Raw genomic sequence first — 13,998 nt, 5'->3', positions numbered from 1 at the left:
TTACAGGTGGAAGTCGCCCGCAGCCTCCGGCTGGTAAAGCACTTTCTTGATCTCAATCCGGCGGGTCCGGTCAGCAATTCGCCAGTCGATGGCGTCTCCCTCCTGATAGCCAAGGATGGCGGTGCCTATGTCGGAATACACGGAATGCTTTGCTGCGTTGCTGTCCGCGTCTTCAGGGTAGACCAAGGCCACTTCGAACTCTTCATCGTCCAGTTGCAGCAAGGCCCTGGAGTTCATCGTGATTACATTGCACGCCACCTGCTGCGGCTTGACGACAATGGCCCGCTCAAGCTCATGTTCGAGTTCAACAACCGCCGGGCCTTGCTCGAACGCGATCAGATCCTCGAGCCTGGCCTTGTCGACTTCAGTGATGTAGATCCTGGTGGAGTCGCCACCGGCGCCTTCGCGCAAGAACTGGAAATAGCTCGCCGCCGTCATGGAAAATGACGTCAATGTCGGCGTTTCGCTCTCCAGCATAAAGCCGCTGCGCAGAAAGGCTTTCAGCGAGCGCGAGTTGTCCGGGTGAATCTTGGCGATGAGCTTCTCGGCCCGCATGTCGAGGAAGGCCAGTTTCATGCCTTCGCGGATCGTGCTGGCGCCCAGGTTCCGGCCCCATTTGTCGCTGTCTCCGATGACCAGGACAATCTCGCAATTTGAGCCGGTCTTGATGAGACGGACAAAGCCCACCGGGGCGTCATGCCGGTCATAGGCCATAAAGAATCTGCCGCCCTGGTTGAATAGATGAGTCAGGATCGGCAACTGAGTCCGATCAATGACTTGCTCAATGGAGCGGGAGACATGACGCGAATCGCTCAGGTAGCAGGTGATGCGCTCATCCTCTAACCAATCCATCAACGTCAGCGCGTGCGCCCGCGTAATTTCAGGGCACAGCGAAATGAAAGGCTTATTCATCTTGACCACACTTACTTGTAAAGGATTGAAGCCCTTCATGGATATGTCATGGCGGTTCTTCGGCAACCGGATATTTTAAGACATGCCGTGAGTAATGGCGAACATGCCAGAGAGTTCCAAGAAGCCACCGCTTGCTGAACCCGACCCAGGCAAGCACTCAAGAGAAAGGTGGGCTGACTACGCATCGCAGCCTGAGGGCGGCCTGTCTATCCAACCGAGCAAGCCGTTCCCGGCTGGCACTCAAATGTAAAAAATTTTATCTGCCCTCTTGAAAATTTTCCCGGCGAACATAAATTTTTATCACGCGACGCCGAATGCGGGTCGCGCACTTAATCACTTGGATTTAATCAGGAGATTTTGAGATGGCTACTACCCTTTCGTTGGCCCCTTTGTTCCGTCAATCCGTGGGCTTCGATCGCTTCAATGACCTGTTTGAGTCGGCGCTTCGCAGCGAGGCTCCGAACACTTATCCGCCTCACAATGTGGAAAAGCACGGTGATGACGAATATCGCATTGTCATTGCTGTCGCTGGGCTTACTGAAGCGGATCTGGATATTCAGGTCGAGAAGGGCGTTTTGACAGTCGTTGGCGACAAGCGCGAAACCGAGAAAGCAGTCACTTATCTGCACCAGGGCATCGCGCAACGAGCATTTCGGCTGTCGTTCCGGCTGGCAGATCATATCGAGGTGCGCGGTGCTTCGATGAACAACGGGCTGTTAAGCATCGACTTGCTGCGCGTGGTTCCTGAAGAGGCCAAGCCCAAGCGCATCACGATTGGTAGCGGGAAAGAGCCCGAACTGCGTCAGGTTAGTTTGCAATAAGTCAGCGGTAACAAAAAAGGCGCTCTTGGTAGCGCCTTTTTTTGTGTGTGGAATCAAGACGCCTACCGATCAATACCTGGCTACGCAGAGTACCCGGTAGATCCATCAACCGGGCACTCCCGCCTGTTTAGAAGATATTCAACGGGTACTCGGTAATCAGGCGTGTCTGCACCAGATGCCCCCCGGTGGACGCATCACCATCGTGCCAGGCTTCCCTCAGGCGGAAGGACAGCTTCTTGGCCGGGCCACTCTGCACGACGTATTTCACTTCGGCGTCGGTTTCGTGTTCCTGGTCGTTGGCGCCATAGAACCCGGTGTAGGCCGAATTGCCGGGGGTATGCGTACCGTCGATGCCGGCACCGCGAATATGGCGGGCCATGAAGCTCAGGCCGGGGGCGCCAAAGGCTCCCATGTCCAGGTCATAGCGCATCTGCCAGGACCGCTCGCCCGGGCCGTTGAAGTCGGAGTATTGCACCGAGTCAGCCAGGTTGATCGAGTTGCCGTAGCGCCCGGCACCGACGCCGGCATTGGTCTCCCCAAAGCCGACATAGTCGAACGGCTCGTCACCATGCACTTTCTGCCCGGCCAGGGTGAAGGTCTGTGCACCCAGGGTGTAGGCAGCCGCCAGCGAGGCTGCGGTGGTGTCGATGGTCCCGGCCTTGGCGCTGCCGTCGTCCAGTGTGCGATAGAGGTTGAAGTCCAGCGCGACGGACTGGTCATCGGTCAGTGGATGAACAAGGTTCAGGTTGACGTAGTACTGATTCCACACGTCTTCCAGATGCGCTCCGTACAGCGACGCGGTGAATTCCTTGCTGAACTGGTATTTGCCCCCCGCGAAGCTGGCCGACGACGCTTCCACGCCTGCATAGCTGGCGAGAATGTCGCCGCTGCGCGAGGTGGTGGTGGTACCGGTGCCGGAGGTGTAATGGCCGGCCTCCAGGTTCAGGCCGGTGATTTCATGGCTGTCGATCTGGAAGCCTGTTGCGGTCTGTGGCATCAGGTAGTTATCGGCGGTGGCGAACACCGGCGACGTAGGCTGCAGGTCGCCGACCTTGAGCGTGGTATTGGAAATACGGAACTTGACGTCACCACCGGCCTTCGCGAAGCCATGATCCGGATTGCCATTGGCGTCGGACGGTATGTTCGGGCCACCGGCGCGGTCGGTGTCCCCGTCGATGCGCAACGCCAGGTCGGCAAACGCATCAATGCCGATGCCAATGGTGCCTTGAGTGAAGCCCGAGCTGTAGGTCGCCATCAGCGCCTGGCTCCAGTCACGGGTGTGGGCGCCGTTGCCGTTCTGGTTCCAGAACAGGTTGCGGTTGAGGATATTCAAGCTGCTGTCGGCGACAAAGCCCTTGGAGTCGGACTGATCGCTGGCATAGCTCATGGCCGGCAAGGCAAATGCCAGCGCCACGGCCAAGGTATTGAGCTGAAGTAACGGTTGACGTTTTTTCATTATATTTTGCTCCTGTGCACGAGTTCGTGTGGGAGCATTAAGGCGACAGCCCAGGCCATCAACAAATGAAACTGGATGAAGGTTTTGATATCCCTTTTACCAAATTCCAGGCAAAGAAAAGCCCGCGATGGGGAGTGCGGGCTTAAAGGTGTTCACTTAGGAGCTGGAGTGACGATAAGCGCTCGAGTGTGAAAGGGATGTGAAAGGTTGTTGGGTGCGTAGCGTATTTATCACGAGTGATCCTCTCCTCGCACAATCCTTCCGGCCTTCACCTCATCCGCGTACCCGCTGAGCTTTTCCTGCTGAGCCGCGAGCAGTGCACCCATCTTCATCAGGGCGACTGCTTCGTCGGGTGATTTGGCGACCCCGGCGATAGTGGCCAATTGATTGACCGACCAGGCGATAACGGCCGTCGCATCTTCGAGGTCGTAGAACAGTTCCTGCTGTGCGGTCCTTGGGCCGTCGAGCATTTCCATCAGTTCTGCCATTTACCCGTGCTCTCCAAAAAAGTGGTTCAGTGCGATCAGCTCAAGCACCGTTGCGCCAATCCTCCTGTAAGCCGGCGGACACGGCAATCGCGATTTTCCCTTGAATGCCGTTGTTGGGGCTTTCCAGGCGGGAATGGGCGAGCGGGATGTCGGCAAGGGAATAGACCGCGCCAACGTGTGGCCGCAGTTGACCGTTGGCGATCAGTGCGCTCATTTCATCCAGCTTGCCGCGGTTCTGTCGTGTGAAAACGAAGTGATAACTCGCGTTCCTGCCCCAGGCCTGGACGAGGTTCTGGGGGTGCGCCGTGTCCACAATCGTGACCACGCGACCCAGTTGCGCAAGCGCGTCCGGGCTACGGGACAATGTGGTGCCGCCGATGGTATCGAACACCACATCAACGCCACGGCCACCCGTTTCCCGCAGGATGGCGTCGACGTAATCTTCCTTTTCGTAGTCGATGATTACGTCCGCACCCAGGCTTCGCGCGAACTCGACATTGACGTCGCGTACGGTGGTGAACACCTGGGCGCCAATGGCTTTCGCCAGTTGGATCGCCACATGGCCGACGCCGCCCGCGCCGCCGTGCACCAGGATGCTTTCTCCCACCCTGAGGGCTGCACGCACCACCAGCGCTTCCCAGGCGGTCCCGCCGACCAGGCTCAGGCTTGCTGCTTCAAGGTGACTCAGGGCAGGGGGCTTCTTCCCGATAATGCCTTCGGCCGCCACGTGGTATTCGGCATAGCTGCCGGGTCCGTCAAATATTTGCGGGGTGTACCAGACTTCGTCGCCTGGCGCGAAGGACGTAACCCCTGGCCCGACTTCCTCAACGACCCCCGATACGTCATGCCCGGTAATCGCCGGTAGCGGCACCAGGTCAGCGTAGTCGCCACGTCGGACCTGGTAATCCAGCGGGTTGATGGAGGTTGCGTGTACGCGGACCAGGACTTGCCCCGTGTGCGGAACGGGCTTGGGAACGTCGCGAAGTTCGAATGATTCCGGGCCGCCAAATGACTTGAGTATCAACGCCTTCATTGCATTTCCTCGTTTCGACAAAAAGGGATATCGCGAAATCTCGATATTCTGTGGTAAAAAAACTACAAATCTTTCCCTATGATCTCGGCAAGCCTGCGGATGGTGGCTTCATTGCGCTTGTAGTAAGTCCACTGGCCGATGCGCCTGACTTCGACCAGACCCACCCGTTGCAGCGTTGACAGGTAACCGGACACCGTCGACTGCGAGAGCCCGATGCCTTCCTGAATACTGCTGACGCACACGCCCACCGTGTGAACGTCCCCTTCATCTTGTGCAGGGAAGTTCTTCTCGGGGTCCTTCAAACCTTTCAGGATTTCGAGGCGTGTCTGGTTTGAGAGGGCTTTGAATATTTCGAGTAAGTCCATGGCGCGATCATATCGAGAATTATCGATATGTCAATGTGTGTCAGATATAAAGGGTAGTCAGTTTCAGGCCTCACCGTAGGCGGCGACCAAGGACCTGTCGCGCTGCGGGCCTCTGAGCTATAACAGTGTAAAAGCACAAAAAACAAACGTGTTTCCGGGCTGTTTTCAGGAGAGAACTCATGAGTGCCATGGACGCGGGGCAAGTGGTGCCTGGCTACGTAACCTTCGTCGGGCGTGAGGCATCGTGGGCCGGACGCCAATTCATGAGCTTCAGCTATAGCGTCAATGGGCAGCACTTTCACAAGTCTCTCAACGAGACGGTTGACGCTTGGTCAACGACGACGCTTCGTAAAGCTTCGTATGGCTTGCGAGTGGGAGACCCGGTGTCTGTCTGGTGTTCTCTCACCGACCCGGAGGTGTGTTGCATTGGCGAAAAACCAGCAGAGAAACCCGCGATCCTGCGGTGGATAGAGTCTCTCGGAGCGTTAGGGCCGTTATGAAATTGATCCCCACCGTTCGTCCATCGTCCGGCACTCGCGACACCGCACCGTTTCTCATGTTCAAGCACGGACATCCCGCGCTAGAACGGAGAGCCAGCATGGAAATTGACGAGAAGGCCCCTGGAAACGTATCCCAGCAGGGCGTAACGCGCGGTACAGACAATGAAACCGGGCATGATCCTCGGCGCGATCAACCTGAAGCGCCTCTACCGCCGGACGATGACGCCCCTCTGGAAGAGGATATGTCGGATGTGGATGCCGCTGATTCTGTCGCGAGTGAACACCCCGACAACTGAAGCATCCGAATCAGCCCGACGCACACTGCGTCGGGCTTTTCGGTGTCAAGCGACGATTACGGCATCAGCACCGAATCAACCACATGAATCACGCCATTGGACTGCATCACATCCGCAATGCTGATGCTGGCCTTGCCACCCTTGGCATCCACCACCCACAGTTTGCCGTCATGCAGCTTGATCGTCAGCGACTCACCCTGCACGGTTTTCAACATCACGGTACCGCCGTTCTTCTTGGCGTCGGCCATCAGTTGTGCAGAGGTATGAGTGCCAGCCACCACGTGATAGGTCAGGATTTTTGTGAGATCGGCTTTGTGCTCAGGTTTCACAAGCGTATCCACGGTGCCTGCGGGGAGCTTGGCGAAAGCTTCGTTGGTCGGTGCGAATACGGTGAACGGGCCTTTGCTGTTAAGGGTATCCACCAGTCCGGCTGCCTTGACCGCCGCCACCAGAGTGGTGTGGTCCTTTGAGTTGACTGCGTTTTCGACGATGGTTTTCGTCGGATACATCGCCGCGCCGCCCACCATTACGGTGTCGGTGGCAAAACTTAGGGATGTGGTGACGGAGAGGAACGTAAAGCAGGCAACGGCAGCAATTTTTTTGTAGATGGCGTGCATGATGTATCTCCTTGGTGCTTGTGCCCTCCGGGTGAGGGTATTGAATCTACGTACCAAGGATCAAAGTGGATGCACCTCTGGAAAAATTATTGGTTTGCCGCCCTCACTGCACTTTTTCCCGTTCTTCCGATCTATCTCTGTCCCGACCACACTAATTTCCGGCGTGGACAGCAGACCCAGACCTGGTGCAGATGGATCGCACGTTACCTGTTTTTATAACCCGATGGATGCGTCAGCCGCTGTTGCTGGCTGCGGTTTTGATGCTTTGCGCCAACGGTTGCAGCCAGCAGCAGGGGCGCGATATTGCCACGCAGTTCAGCAACGGCAAGCCCGATGAATTCTTCCAGACCAGCGTTGATCGCATGGCCACCCTGAGTATGCGCGACAACCTGCAAAGCCTGTATCTGCTGATGAGCAAGCTCTACCTGCGCAACCCCAACCAGTGGCGTCAATCGGGTTACACCGACGCTGTGACCGCCGCCCGGCAAATCCGCCAGGCCATCGAACTTCGCCAACCGCTGCCTGCCCTGGGCGATCGTCGCGACCTGGCGGCGCTGAGCTATTCCCTGAGCCCGGAGTTTCGCGGCGACCGGGTAGGCGCCTTCATCTACGCGATCGGCAGCATGCTGGTGACGGCACACGGCGGGCGCACCGAGTTTTATATAACGGACTCGATCAACCCCCAGTTCGTCAGCAATGCCGCGCGCAATATCGAGAAAGCCACCTGGCTGCTCAGTCAGCGCCAGGATGCCAATGGCTCGCTGTTGCTGTTCTCCAACGAGATCTCGGAGGCGGGCAGCAACCTCAGCTTTGCCGTGGAGTTCGGCAAGATCGTCGCGCGCCTCGACCTGTTGACCCAGATGCTCGACGAACGCTACCGGCGCATCGGGCTCAACTACGCGCAAAGCTTGCTGCTGATGAATTTCCTGCCGGTGCAGTAACCGGCTGGCGCCCTCAGCGACGCCCCGTCCGCGTACTCACATCCACCCACACCGCCAGCACCAGGATGCTGCCCTTGACGATCATCTGCCAGTAGCTGTCCACGTCGAGCATCGACATGCCGTTGTCCAGGCTGCTGATCACCAGTGCGCCGAGCAGGGCGCCGTACACGGTGCCCGAACCGCCGCGCATCGATGTACCGCCGATAAAGCACGCCGCGATAGCATCCAGTTCGCCCATGTTGCCCGCCGAAGGTGAACCCGCCGCCAGGCGCGCGGTGTTGACCAGCCCGGCAAGGGCGCACATCACGCCCATGATCCCGAAGATCCACAGTTTGACCGCCTGCACGTTGATCCCCGACAGGCGCGTGGCTTCCATGTTGCTGCCCACCGAGTAGATGCGCCGGCCAAAGACGGTCTGGCTGGTGACGTAACTGAACACCCCCAGCAGCACCAGCAGAAGCAGCACCGGCACGGGAATGCCGTCGTAGCTGTTGAGGGTGTAGACGAAGCCGGCCAGCACAAAACCGATCAACACCACGCGCACGCTGTCGCGCAGCATCGACGGCAGCGCCAAGCCGTGCAGGGCGCGGTTGTGGCGTTGGCGCCAGGTCAGGAATATCGCCAGCCCGAACAGCAACACGCCGAGAATCACCCCGACCACCGTCGGCAGGTAACCCTGGCCGATGTACACCAGTTGTGGCGAAACCGGTGCAATCGTGGTGCCGCCGGTAATGCCCAGCAGCACCCCGCGAAACGCGAGCATGCCGCCCAGGCCGACGATGAAGGAGGGGATGCGCAGGTACGCGGTCATGTAGCCGTTGCCCAGGCCAATCAGCAAGCCACAGAGGGCGACGATGGCCAGGTTCAGCGGCAGGGGAATGTGATAAACCACATCCAGGATCGCCGCGACGCCGCCGAGCAAACCGAGCATCGAGCCCACCGACAGGTCGATCTCGCCGCTGATGATCACCAGCACCATGCCGCAGGCCAGGATGCCGGTAATGGACATCTGCCGCAGCAGGTTCGACAGGTTGCGCGGGGTCAGGAAACCGCCTTCGGTCTGCCAGCTGAAAAACACCCAGATCAGCACCACGGCGATCAACAGGGCGAGCATTTTGTAGCGGGTGAAGAGCTGTTTGACCTGGTTCATTTACGCGGACTTCCGATCATTATTATTGTCATGCCCGTTCGGTTGGCTGAGGGCGGCGGCGAGCACCTGTTCCTGGGTCAGGCCCTGGTTGATGAAGTCGCCGCGCAACTGGCCCTCGCCGATCACCAGCACCCGGTCGGAGACCCCCAGCACCTCGGCCAGCTCCGAGGACACCATGATGATCGACACGCCTTCGGCCGCCAGCGCGCCCATCAATTTGTAGATCTCATATTTGGCGCCCACGTCCACGCCACGGGTCGGTTCGTCGAGGATCAGCACCCGGGGTTTGGTCAGGAGCATCTTGGCCAGTACGGCCTTCTGCTGGTTGCCGCCGGAGAGGCTGGTGATCGGCAGGAACGGGTTCGCCGTCTTCAGGTGCATGCGCTTGATTTCCTGCTCGATGCTGCCCAGTTCCGCCTCGGCATCGATGCGCGTCAGGTGCGAGAAACGGTCCAGCACCGCCAGGGTGATGTTTTGCCCAACGCCCAGGTCCGGGACGATGCCCTGGCGCTTGCGGTCTTCCGGGACCATGCACAGCCCGGCGCGAATCGACTTCAGCGGCGTGCGTGTATCAATCGGTTTGCCATCCAGCCATACCTCGCCTTGGTAGCGCCCGGGGTAGCTGCCGAACAGCGCCGACACCAGTTCCGTGCGGCCGGCGCCCACCAGCCCGGCGATGCCGAGGATTTCGCCACGGCGCACGCTGAACGAGACATTGTCCACCCGCTTGCGGCCCGGGTTGTCGACGTCGTAGCAGGTGACGTTGCGCGCCTCGAACAGCACCTCGCCTACCGCATGGGGTTCGGTGGGGTAGAGGTTGCTCATCTCACGGCCGACCATCTGCGTGATGATGCGCGACACGTCCATCTCGGCCATGGCCGTGGTCGCGATGTGTTTGCCGTCGCGGATCACCGCGATGATGTCGCAGATGGCCGAGACCTCATCGAGCTTGTGGGAGATGTACACGCAGGCGACGCCCTTGGCCTTGAGCCCACGGATGATGTCCAGCAGCACCTCGATTTCCGAGCGGGTCAGCGCCGAGGAGGGTTCGTCGAGGATCAGCAGGCGCGCCTGCTTGTTCAGGGCCTTGGCGATTTCCACCAGTTGCTGGTAGCCGCCGCCGTATTGCGAAACGGGCAGGGCGACGTTCATGTCCGGCACTTTCAGCTCGCGCATCAGGGCTTCGGCACGGTGCATCATGGCGGGGTAGTTCATGCGCCCGCCGGGCAGTGTCAGCTCGTGGCCCATGAAGATGTTTTCGGCCACCGAGAGGTCGGGTACCAGGGTCAGTTCCTGATGGATGATCACGATGCCGCAGGCTTCGGTTTCGGCGATGGAGTGGGCGCGCAACGGCTGGCCGTCCCAAAGGATTTCGCCGTCCCAGGTGCCATGGGGATACACCGCCGACAGCACTTTCATCAGGGTCGATTTGCCGGCGCCGTTCTCGCCGCACAACCCTACGCATTCCCCGGGTTTTACCTTGATGTCGATGCCATTCAGGGCTTTGACGCCACCGAAGGTCTTGACGATGTTGTTCATTTCCAGCAGGTAGTCGGACATGGCGGGCACTCATTCCACAGCGAAAAGGCAGGAGCGGCCTCATACCGCCCCTGCAGTGAGCCGTACGCTTACTGCCCGGCGATTTGCGCTTTGGTGTAGAACCCGTCTTCTTCCAGCACGTTGACGTTGTCCTTGGTCAACGCGGTCGGCTTGAGCAGGATGCTCGACACCTGTTTGCTGCCGTTGTCGTACTGCGAGTTGTAGGCCGGTTTCTCGTCACGCACCAGTTGTACCGAGAGCTTGGCCGCCTCGGACGCCAGCAGCTTCAGGGGCTTGTAGACGGTCATGGTCTGGGTGCCGGCGATCACGCGCTTGATCGCGGCCAGGTCGGCATCCTGGCCCGAGACCGGCACCTTGCCCGCGAGTTTTTGTGCCGCCAGGGCCTGGATCGCGCCGCCGGCGGTGGCGTCGTTGGAGGCGACGATGCCGTCGATCTTGTTGCTGTTGGCGGTCAGGGCGTTTTCGACAATGCTCAGGGCTTCGGTGGGGTTCCATTCCTTGACCCATTGCTGGCCGACAATCTTGATGTCGCCCTTGTCGATCGAAGGCTGCAGCACCTTCATCTGGCCCTGGCGCAGGATCTTCGCGTTGTTGTCGGTAGGTGCGCCGCCCAGCAGGAAGTAATTGCCTTTAGGCTGCGCGTTCAACACGCCCTGGGCCTGCATCTCGCCGACCTTTTCGTTATCGAAGGAGATGTAGGCGTCGATATCGGCATTCAAAATCAGCCGGTCGTAGGACAGCACTTTCACCCCGGCTTTCTTGGCCTCGGCCACCACGTTGTTCAGCACCGTGGCATTGAACGGCACGATCACAATCACGTCGACGCCCCGGGAGATCAGGTTTTCAATCTGCGAGATCTGCCGCTGTTCGTTGGCGTCCGCCGACTGCACATAGACCTTGGCCCCCAGTTGTTCGGCGGCGGCGGTGAAATAATCGCGGTCGCGGGCCCAGCGTTCAAGGCGCAGGTCGTCGATGGAAAAACCGATTTTCGGGTGGGCCGCGTCAGCCATGACCGAGTTGGAAAGCAGTGCCAGAACGCTGGTGAGCAAGACGGTTTTCAGGTGTTTCATGATGGTGAGTCCCTTTTATTGTTGTTTAGACGCACTGCTGGACCTGGAGCGTAGCGGTCATGGGTAGATAAAGCGATTCACTACGCCTTCGAGCATCTCCTGGCGGCCACTCACGGCTTGTGGGTTCAGTTGGTGGCTGAAGGCATGCTCGGCCAGCGACGCCAGGCTGAAGTCGCCGCCAAGCACGGCACGCCCGAAGGATTGGTCCCAGCCGGCATACCGCTGGGCCTTGAACTGTTCGAGGGCGTCGTTCTGCACCATGGCGGCGGCGCGTTCCAGGGACAGCGCCAGCACGTCCATTGCGGCCACGTGGCCATGGAACAGGTCCACTTCGTCGAGGCTTTGGCGGCGTACCTTGGAGTCGAAGTTGTAGCCACCTCCCTTGAAACCACCGGCCTTGAGTACCTCGTAGGTGACCAGGGTCAGCTCCTCGACGCTGTTGGGGAACTGGTCGGTGTCCCAGCCGTTCTGCGGGTCGCCACGGTTGGCGTCGATGCTGCCGAAAATCCCCAGGGACGCGGCGGTGGCGATCTCATGGTGAAAACTGTGGCCGGCGAGGGTGGCGTGGTTGGCCTCGATGTTGACCTTGATCTCTTTCTCCAGGCCGAACTGATGCAGGAAGCCAAACACGGTGGCGCTGTCGTAGTCGTATTGGTGCTTGGTGGGCTCCTGTGGCTTGGGCTCGATAAACAGCTCGCCGGTGAAGCCGATCTTGTATTTGTGCTCGACCACCATGCGCATGAACCGCCCGAGTTGCTCGCGCTCGCGCTTGAGGTCGGTATTGAGCAGGGTCTCGTAGCCTTCGCGGCCGCCCCACAACACATAGCTGGAGCCCTTGAGACGGTGGGTGGCATTCATCGCGCTGAATACCTGGGCCGCCGCATAGGCAAACACTTCCGGGTTCGGGTTACTGGCGGCGCCGGCGGCAAAGCGCGGGTTGCTGAAGCAGTTGGCAGTGCCCCACAGCAGCCGGATACCGGTCTGTTCCTGATGGCGTTCGAGCTGGTCGACCATCCGCGCAAAGTTGTCGCGGTACTCCGCCAGGCTTGCGCCTTCGGGAGCCACGTCGGTGTCGTGGAAGCTGTAGTAGTCGATGCCCAGCTTGGAGAAAAACTCGAACGCCGCTTCGGCCTTGCCGCGTGCCACTTGCAGGGCTTCCCCCGGTTGCTGCCAGGGCCGCTGGAAGGTGCCGGAGCCGAACATGTCGCTGCCGGGCCAGACAAAGTTGTGCCAGTAACACGCGGCCATCCGCAGGTGCTCGCGCATCGGTTTGCCGAGGATCAGCTTGTTTGCATCGTAGTGCCGGAAGGCCAGGGGAGAGTCGCTATCGGGGCCTTCATAGAGGATTTTTTCGACCGCGGGAAAGTAGGGCATCGCCAGATCCTTGTTGTTATGAGTGCACGTTAACCTTGCCTCGATACTAGCAACGGCCCCCGGCCAACCGATTATGAAAATCACCAGAGCGGGGTTCGATTTTGAGTGGTTTTACGCGCATAGTGGCTCGACATATCGCATGGAGCCGCCCCTGTGAAAACTGTCCCGCCTGTGCACCGGATTGCCCTGCTGTTCAATGGCAACAAGATCTACGATCGCGGCATCATCACCGGGATCGGCAACTACCTGAGCAGTACGCGGGTGTCGTGGGATCTGTTCCTGGAAGAGGACTTCGTCTGCCGGCTCAAGGGTATCGAGCGCTGGCATGGCGACGGGATCATTGCCGACTTCGACGACCCGGCGATGGGCCCCGCGTTGGCGGGTGTGCATGTGCCGGTGGTGGCGGTGGGCGGGTCTTATGAGGATGAGCGGGCTTACCCCCGGCATACTCCGTACGTGGCCACTGACAATTTTGCTTTGATCAAGCTGGCCTATGAACACCTGATCGAAGCCGGGCTGACACGCTTTGCCTGTTTCAGCCTGCCTGAAGCCGATATCAACCGTTGGGCCCAGGAGCGCGAAAAAGCCTTCCGCCGCCTTCTGGAGCGCGATGGCTTGCCGGTGGAGGTGTATCGCGGGCTCGGCACCAGCGCGCCGCTGTGGGACTCGGCGGTGGAACAACAAATTGCCTGGTTGCACAGCCTGCCCAAACCCATCGGCATCATCGCGGTCAGCGACGCCCGTGCCCGCCAGTTGCTGCAGGCCTGCCTCACCGCCGGCATCCCGGTGCCGGAGCAAGTGGCACTGATCGGCATCGACAACGACCCCTTGACCCGCACCCTGACCCGCGTGCCGCTGAGCTCGGTGATCCAGGGCACTGAAAAAATGGGCCGCACCGCCGCGCGCCTGCTGCACCAGATGCTGCACGGTATGCCTTCGGCAGGCAGCCAGATCCTGGTGCCGCCGGAAGCGGTCAACGTGCAGACCTCAAGCCTGCACCAACCCCTCGGCCATCCCTACGTGATGCAAGCGCTGCATTTCATTCGCCAGTACGCCTGCCAGGGCATCAAGACTGCCCAGGTCGCCAACTACGTCGGCGTGTCGCGGTCGTCCCTGGAAGCGCATTTTCGCAGTGAACTGAACCGCAGCGTCCACGATGAAATCCTGCGCTTCAAACTCGCGGCTGCGGTTTCCAGCCTCGAAAATACCAGGGCCGCGATTGCGGATATTGCCTATGACTGCGGGTTCAAATCCGCCCAGTACCTGCACACGGTGTTCAAGCGCGAGTTCGGGTGTACGCCGAGGGAGTACCAGGTGGGGCAGGTCGAGCGCGATTCGAGCGATGTCATTTCTTTGTCGCCTTGAGTCCCTATTTTGTCCTGAGCCTCGCTCCAGAACTTCAAGGGATTGAATCG

The 13,998-nt window shown here is 59.6% G+C and carries 14 protein-coding genes; 4 read left to right on the top strand and 10 right to left on the bottom strand.

Annotated elements, in window-relative coordinates; all coding sequences use genetic code 11:
* Positions 1-912 (bottom strand): bifunctional GNAT family N-acetyltransferase/nucleoside diphosphate kinase regulator, encoded by a 912-nt coding sequence (locus QF039_RS16745; protein ID WP_307522987.1) that lies wholly within the window; start codon positions 910-912, stop codon positions 1-3.
* Positions 913-1,274: 362 nt separating this feature from the next.
* On the opposite strand from QF039_RS16745, the gene QF039_RS16740 reads away from it, so the two are divergent.
* Entirely contained in the window at positions 1,275-1,733 is a 459-nt protein-coding gene (locus QF039_RS16740) for an Hsp20 family protein (protein ID WP_003219642.1), read from the top strand.
* Positions 1,734-1,860: 127 nt separating this feature from the next.
* Here QF039_RS16740 and QF039_RS16735 read toward each other — a convergent pair whose 3' ends face one another.
* The 4 genes from QF039_RS16735 to QF039_RS16720 form a co-directional block, all read right to left on the bottom strand.
* Positions 1,861-3,189 carry an OprD family porin gene (locus QF039_RS16735; RefSeq protein ID WP_003219643.1) on the bottom strand — a complete coding sequence of 443 codons (1,329 nt, stop codon included), beginning with the start codon at positions 3,187-3,189 and terminating at the stop codon, positions 1,861-1,863.
* A 230-nt stretch (positions 3,190-3,419) separates the two neighbouring features.
* Positions 3,420-3,677, bottom strand: coding sequence for a hypothetical protein (locus QF039_RS16730; protein ID WP_003219645.1), 258 nt, complete (start codon positions 3,675-3,677; stop codon positions 3,420-3,422).
* A gap of 40 nt (positions 3,678-3,717) precedes the next feature.
* Entirely contained in the window at positions 3,718-4,710 is a 993-nt protein-coding gene (locus QF039_RS16725) for a zinc-dependent alcohol dehydrogenase family protein (protein ID WP_003219647.1), read from the bottom strand.
* 62 nt (positions 4,711-4,772) lie between these two features.
* Positions 4,773-5,075: a helix-turn-helix transcriptional regulator gene (locus tag QF039_RS16720; protein WP_177067163.1), complete on the bottom strand. Its 303-nt coding sequence runs from the start codon at positions 5,073-5,075 to the stop codon at positions 4,773-4,775.
* A gap of 598 nt (positions 5,076-5,673) precedes the next feature.
* Here QF039_RS16720 and QF039_RS16715 point away from each other — a divergent pair.
* Positions 5,674-5,871 carry a hypothetical protein gene (locus QF039_RS16715; RefSeq protein WP_177009152.1) on the top strand — a complete coding sequence of 66 codons (198 nt, stop codon included), beginning with the start codon at positions 5,674-5,676 and terminating at the stop codon, positions 5,869-5,871.
* A 56-nt stretch (positions 5,872-5,927) separates the two neighbouring features.
* On the opposite strand, the gene QF039_RS16710 is transcribed toward QF039_RS16715, so the two are convergent.
* Positions 5,928-6,488: a fasciclin domain-containing protein gene (locus QF039_RS16710; RefSeq protein ID WP_177067164.1), complete on the bottom strand. Its 561-nt coding sequence runs from the start codon at positions 6,486-6,488 to the stop codon at positions 5,928-5,930.
* Positions 6,489-6,679: 191 nt separating this feature from the next.
* Between QF039_RS16710 and QF039_RS16705 the strand changes: the two genes are divergently transcribed.
* Entirely contained in the window at positions 6,680-7,429 is a 750-nt protein-coding gene (locus QF039_RS16705) for a hypothetical protein (protein ID WP_003219654.1), read from the top strand.
* Positions 7,430-7,442: 13 nt separating this feature from the next.
* Here the strand turns inward: QF039_RS16705 and QF039_RS16700 are convergent, their stop codons facing one another.
* The 4 genes from QF039_RS16700 to xylA form a co-directional block, all read right to left on the bottom strand.
* Positions 7,443-8,579 (bottom strand): sugar ABC transporter permease, encoded by a 1,137-nt coding sequence (locus QF039_RS16700; RefSeq protein ID WP_003219656.1) that lies wholly within the window; start codon positions 8,577-8,579, stop codon positions 7,443-7,445.
* On the bottom strand, positions 8,580-10,139 hold the full coding sequence (xylG, locus tag QF039_RS16695) for a D-xylose ABC transporter ATP-binding protein (protein ID WP_307519578.1): 1,560 nt from the start codon (positions 10,137-10,139) through the stop codon (positions 8,580-8,582).
* A 68-nt stretch (positions 10,140-10,207) separates the two neighbouring features.
* On the bottom strand, positions 10,208-11,209 hold the full coding sequence (xylF, locus tag QF039_RS16690; protein WP_003219660.1) for a D-xylose ABC transporter substrate-binding protein: 1,002 nt from the start codon (positions 11,207-11,209) through the stop codon (positions 10,208-10,210).
* Between the two features lie 57 nt (positions 11,210-11,266).
* Positions 11,267-12,583 (bottom strand): xylose isomerase, encoded by a 1,317-nt coding sequence (xylA, locus tag QF039_RS16685; protein ID WP_307519576.1) that lies wholly within the window; start codon positions 12,581-12,583, stop codon positions 11,267-11,269.
* A 153-nt stretch (positions 12,584-12,736) separates the two neighbouring features.
* Between xylA and QF039_RS16680 the strand changes: the two genes are divergently transcribed.
* Positions 12,737-13,948, top strand: coding sequence for a DNA-binding transcriptional regulator (locus QF039_RS16680; protein ID WP_003219663.1), 1,212 nt, complete (start codon positions 12,737-12,739; stop codon positions 13,946-13,948).
* Positions 13,949-13,998: the final 50 nt, after the last annotated feature.

The sequence above is a fragment of the Pseudomonas sp. W2I6 genome (assembly GCF_030815935.1).
GTDB lineage: Bacteria > Pseudomonadota > Gammaproteobacteria > Pseudomonadales > Pseudomonadaceae > Aquipseudomonas.
The sequence above is the reverse complement of the archived record's forward strand: the minus strand, read 5'-3'. Positions and strand labels throughout refer to the sequence as shown.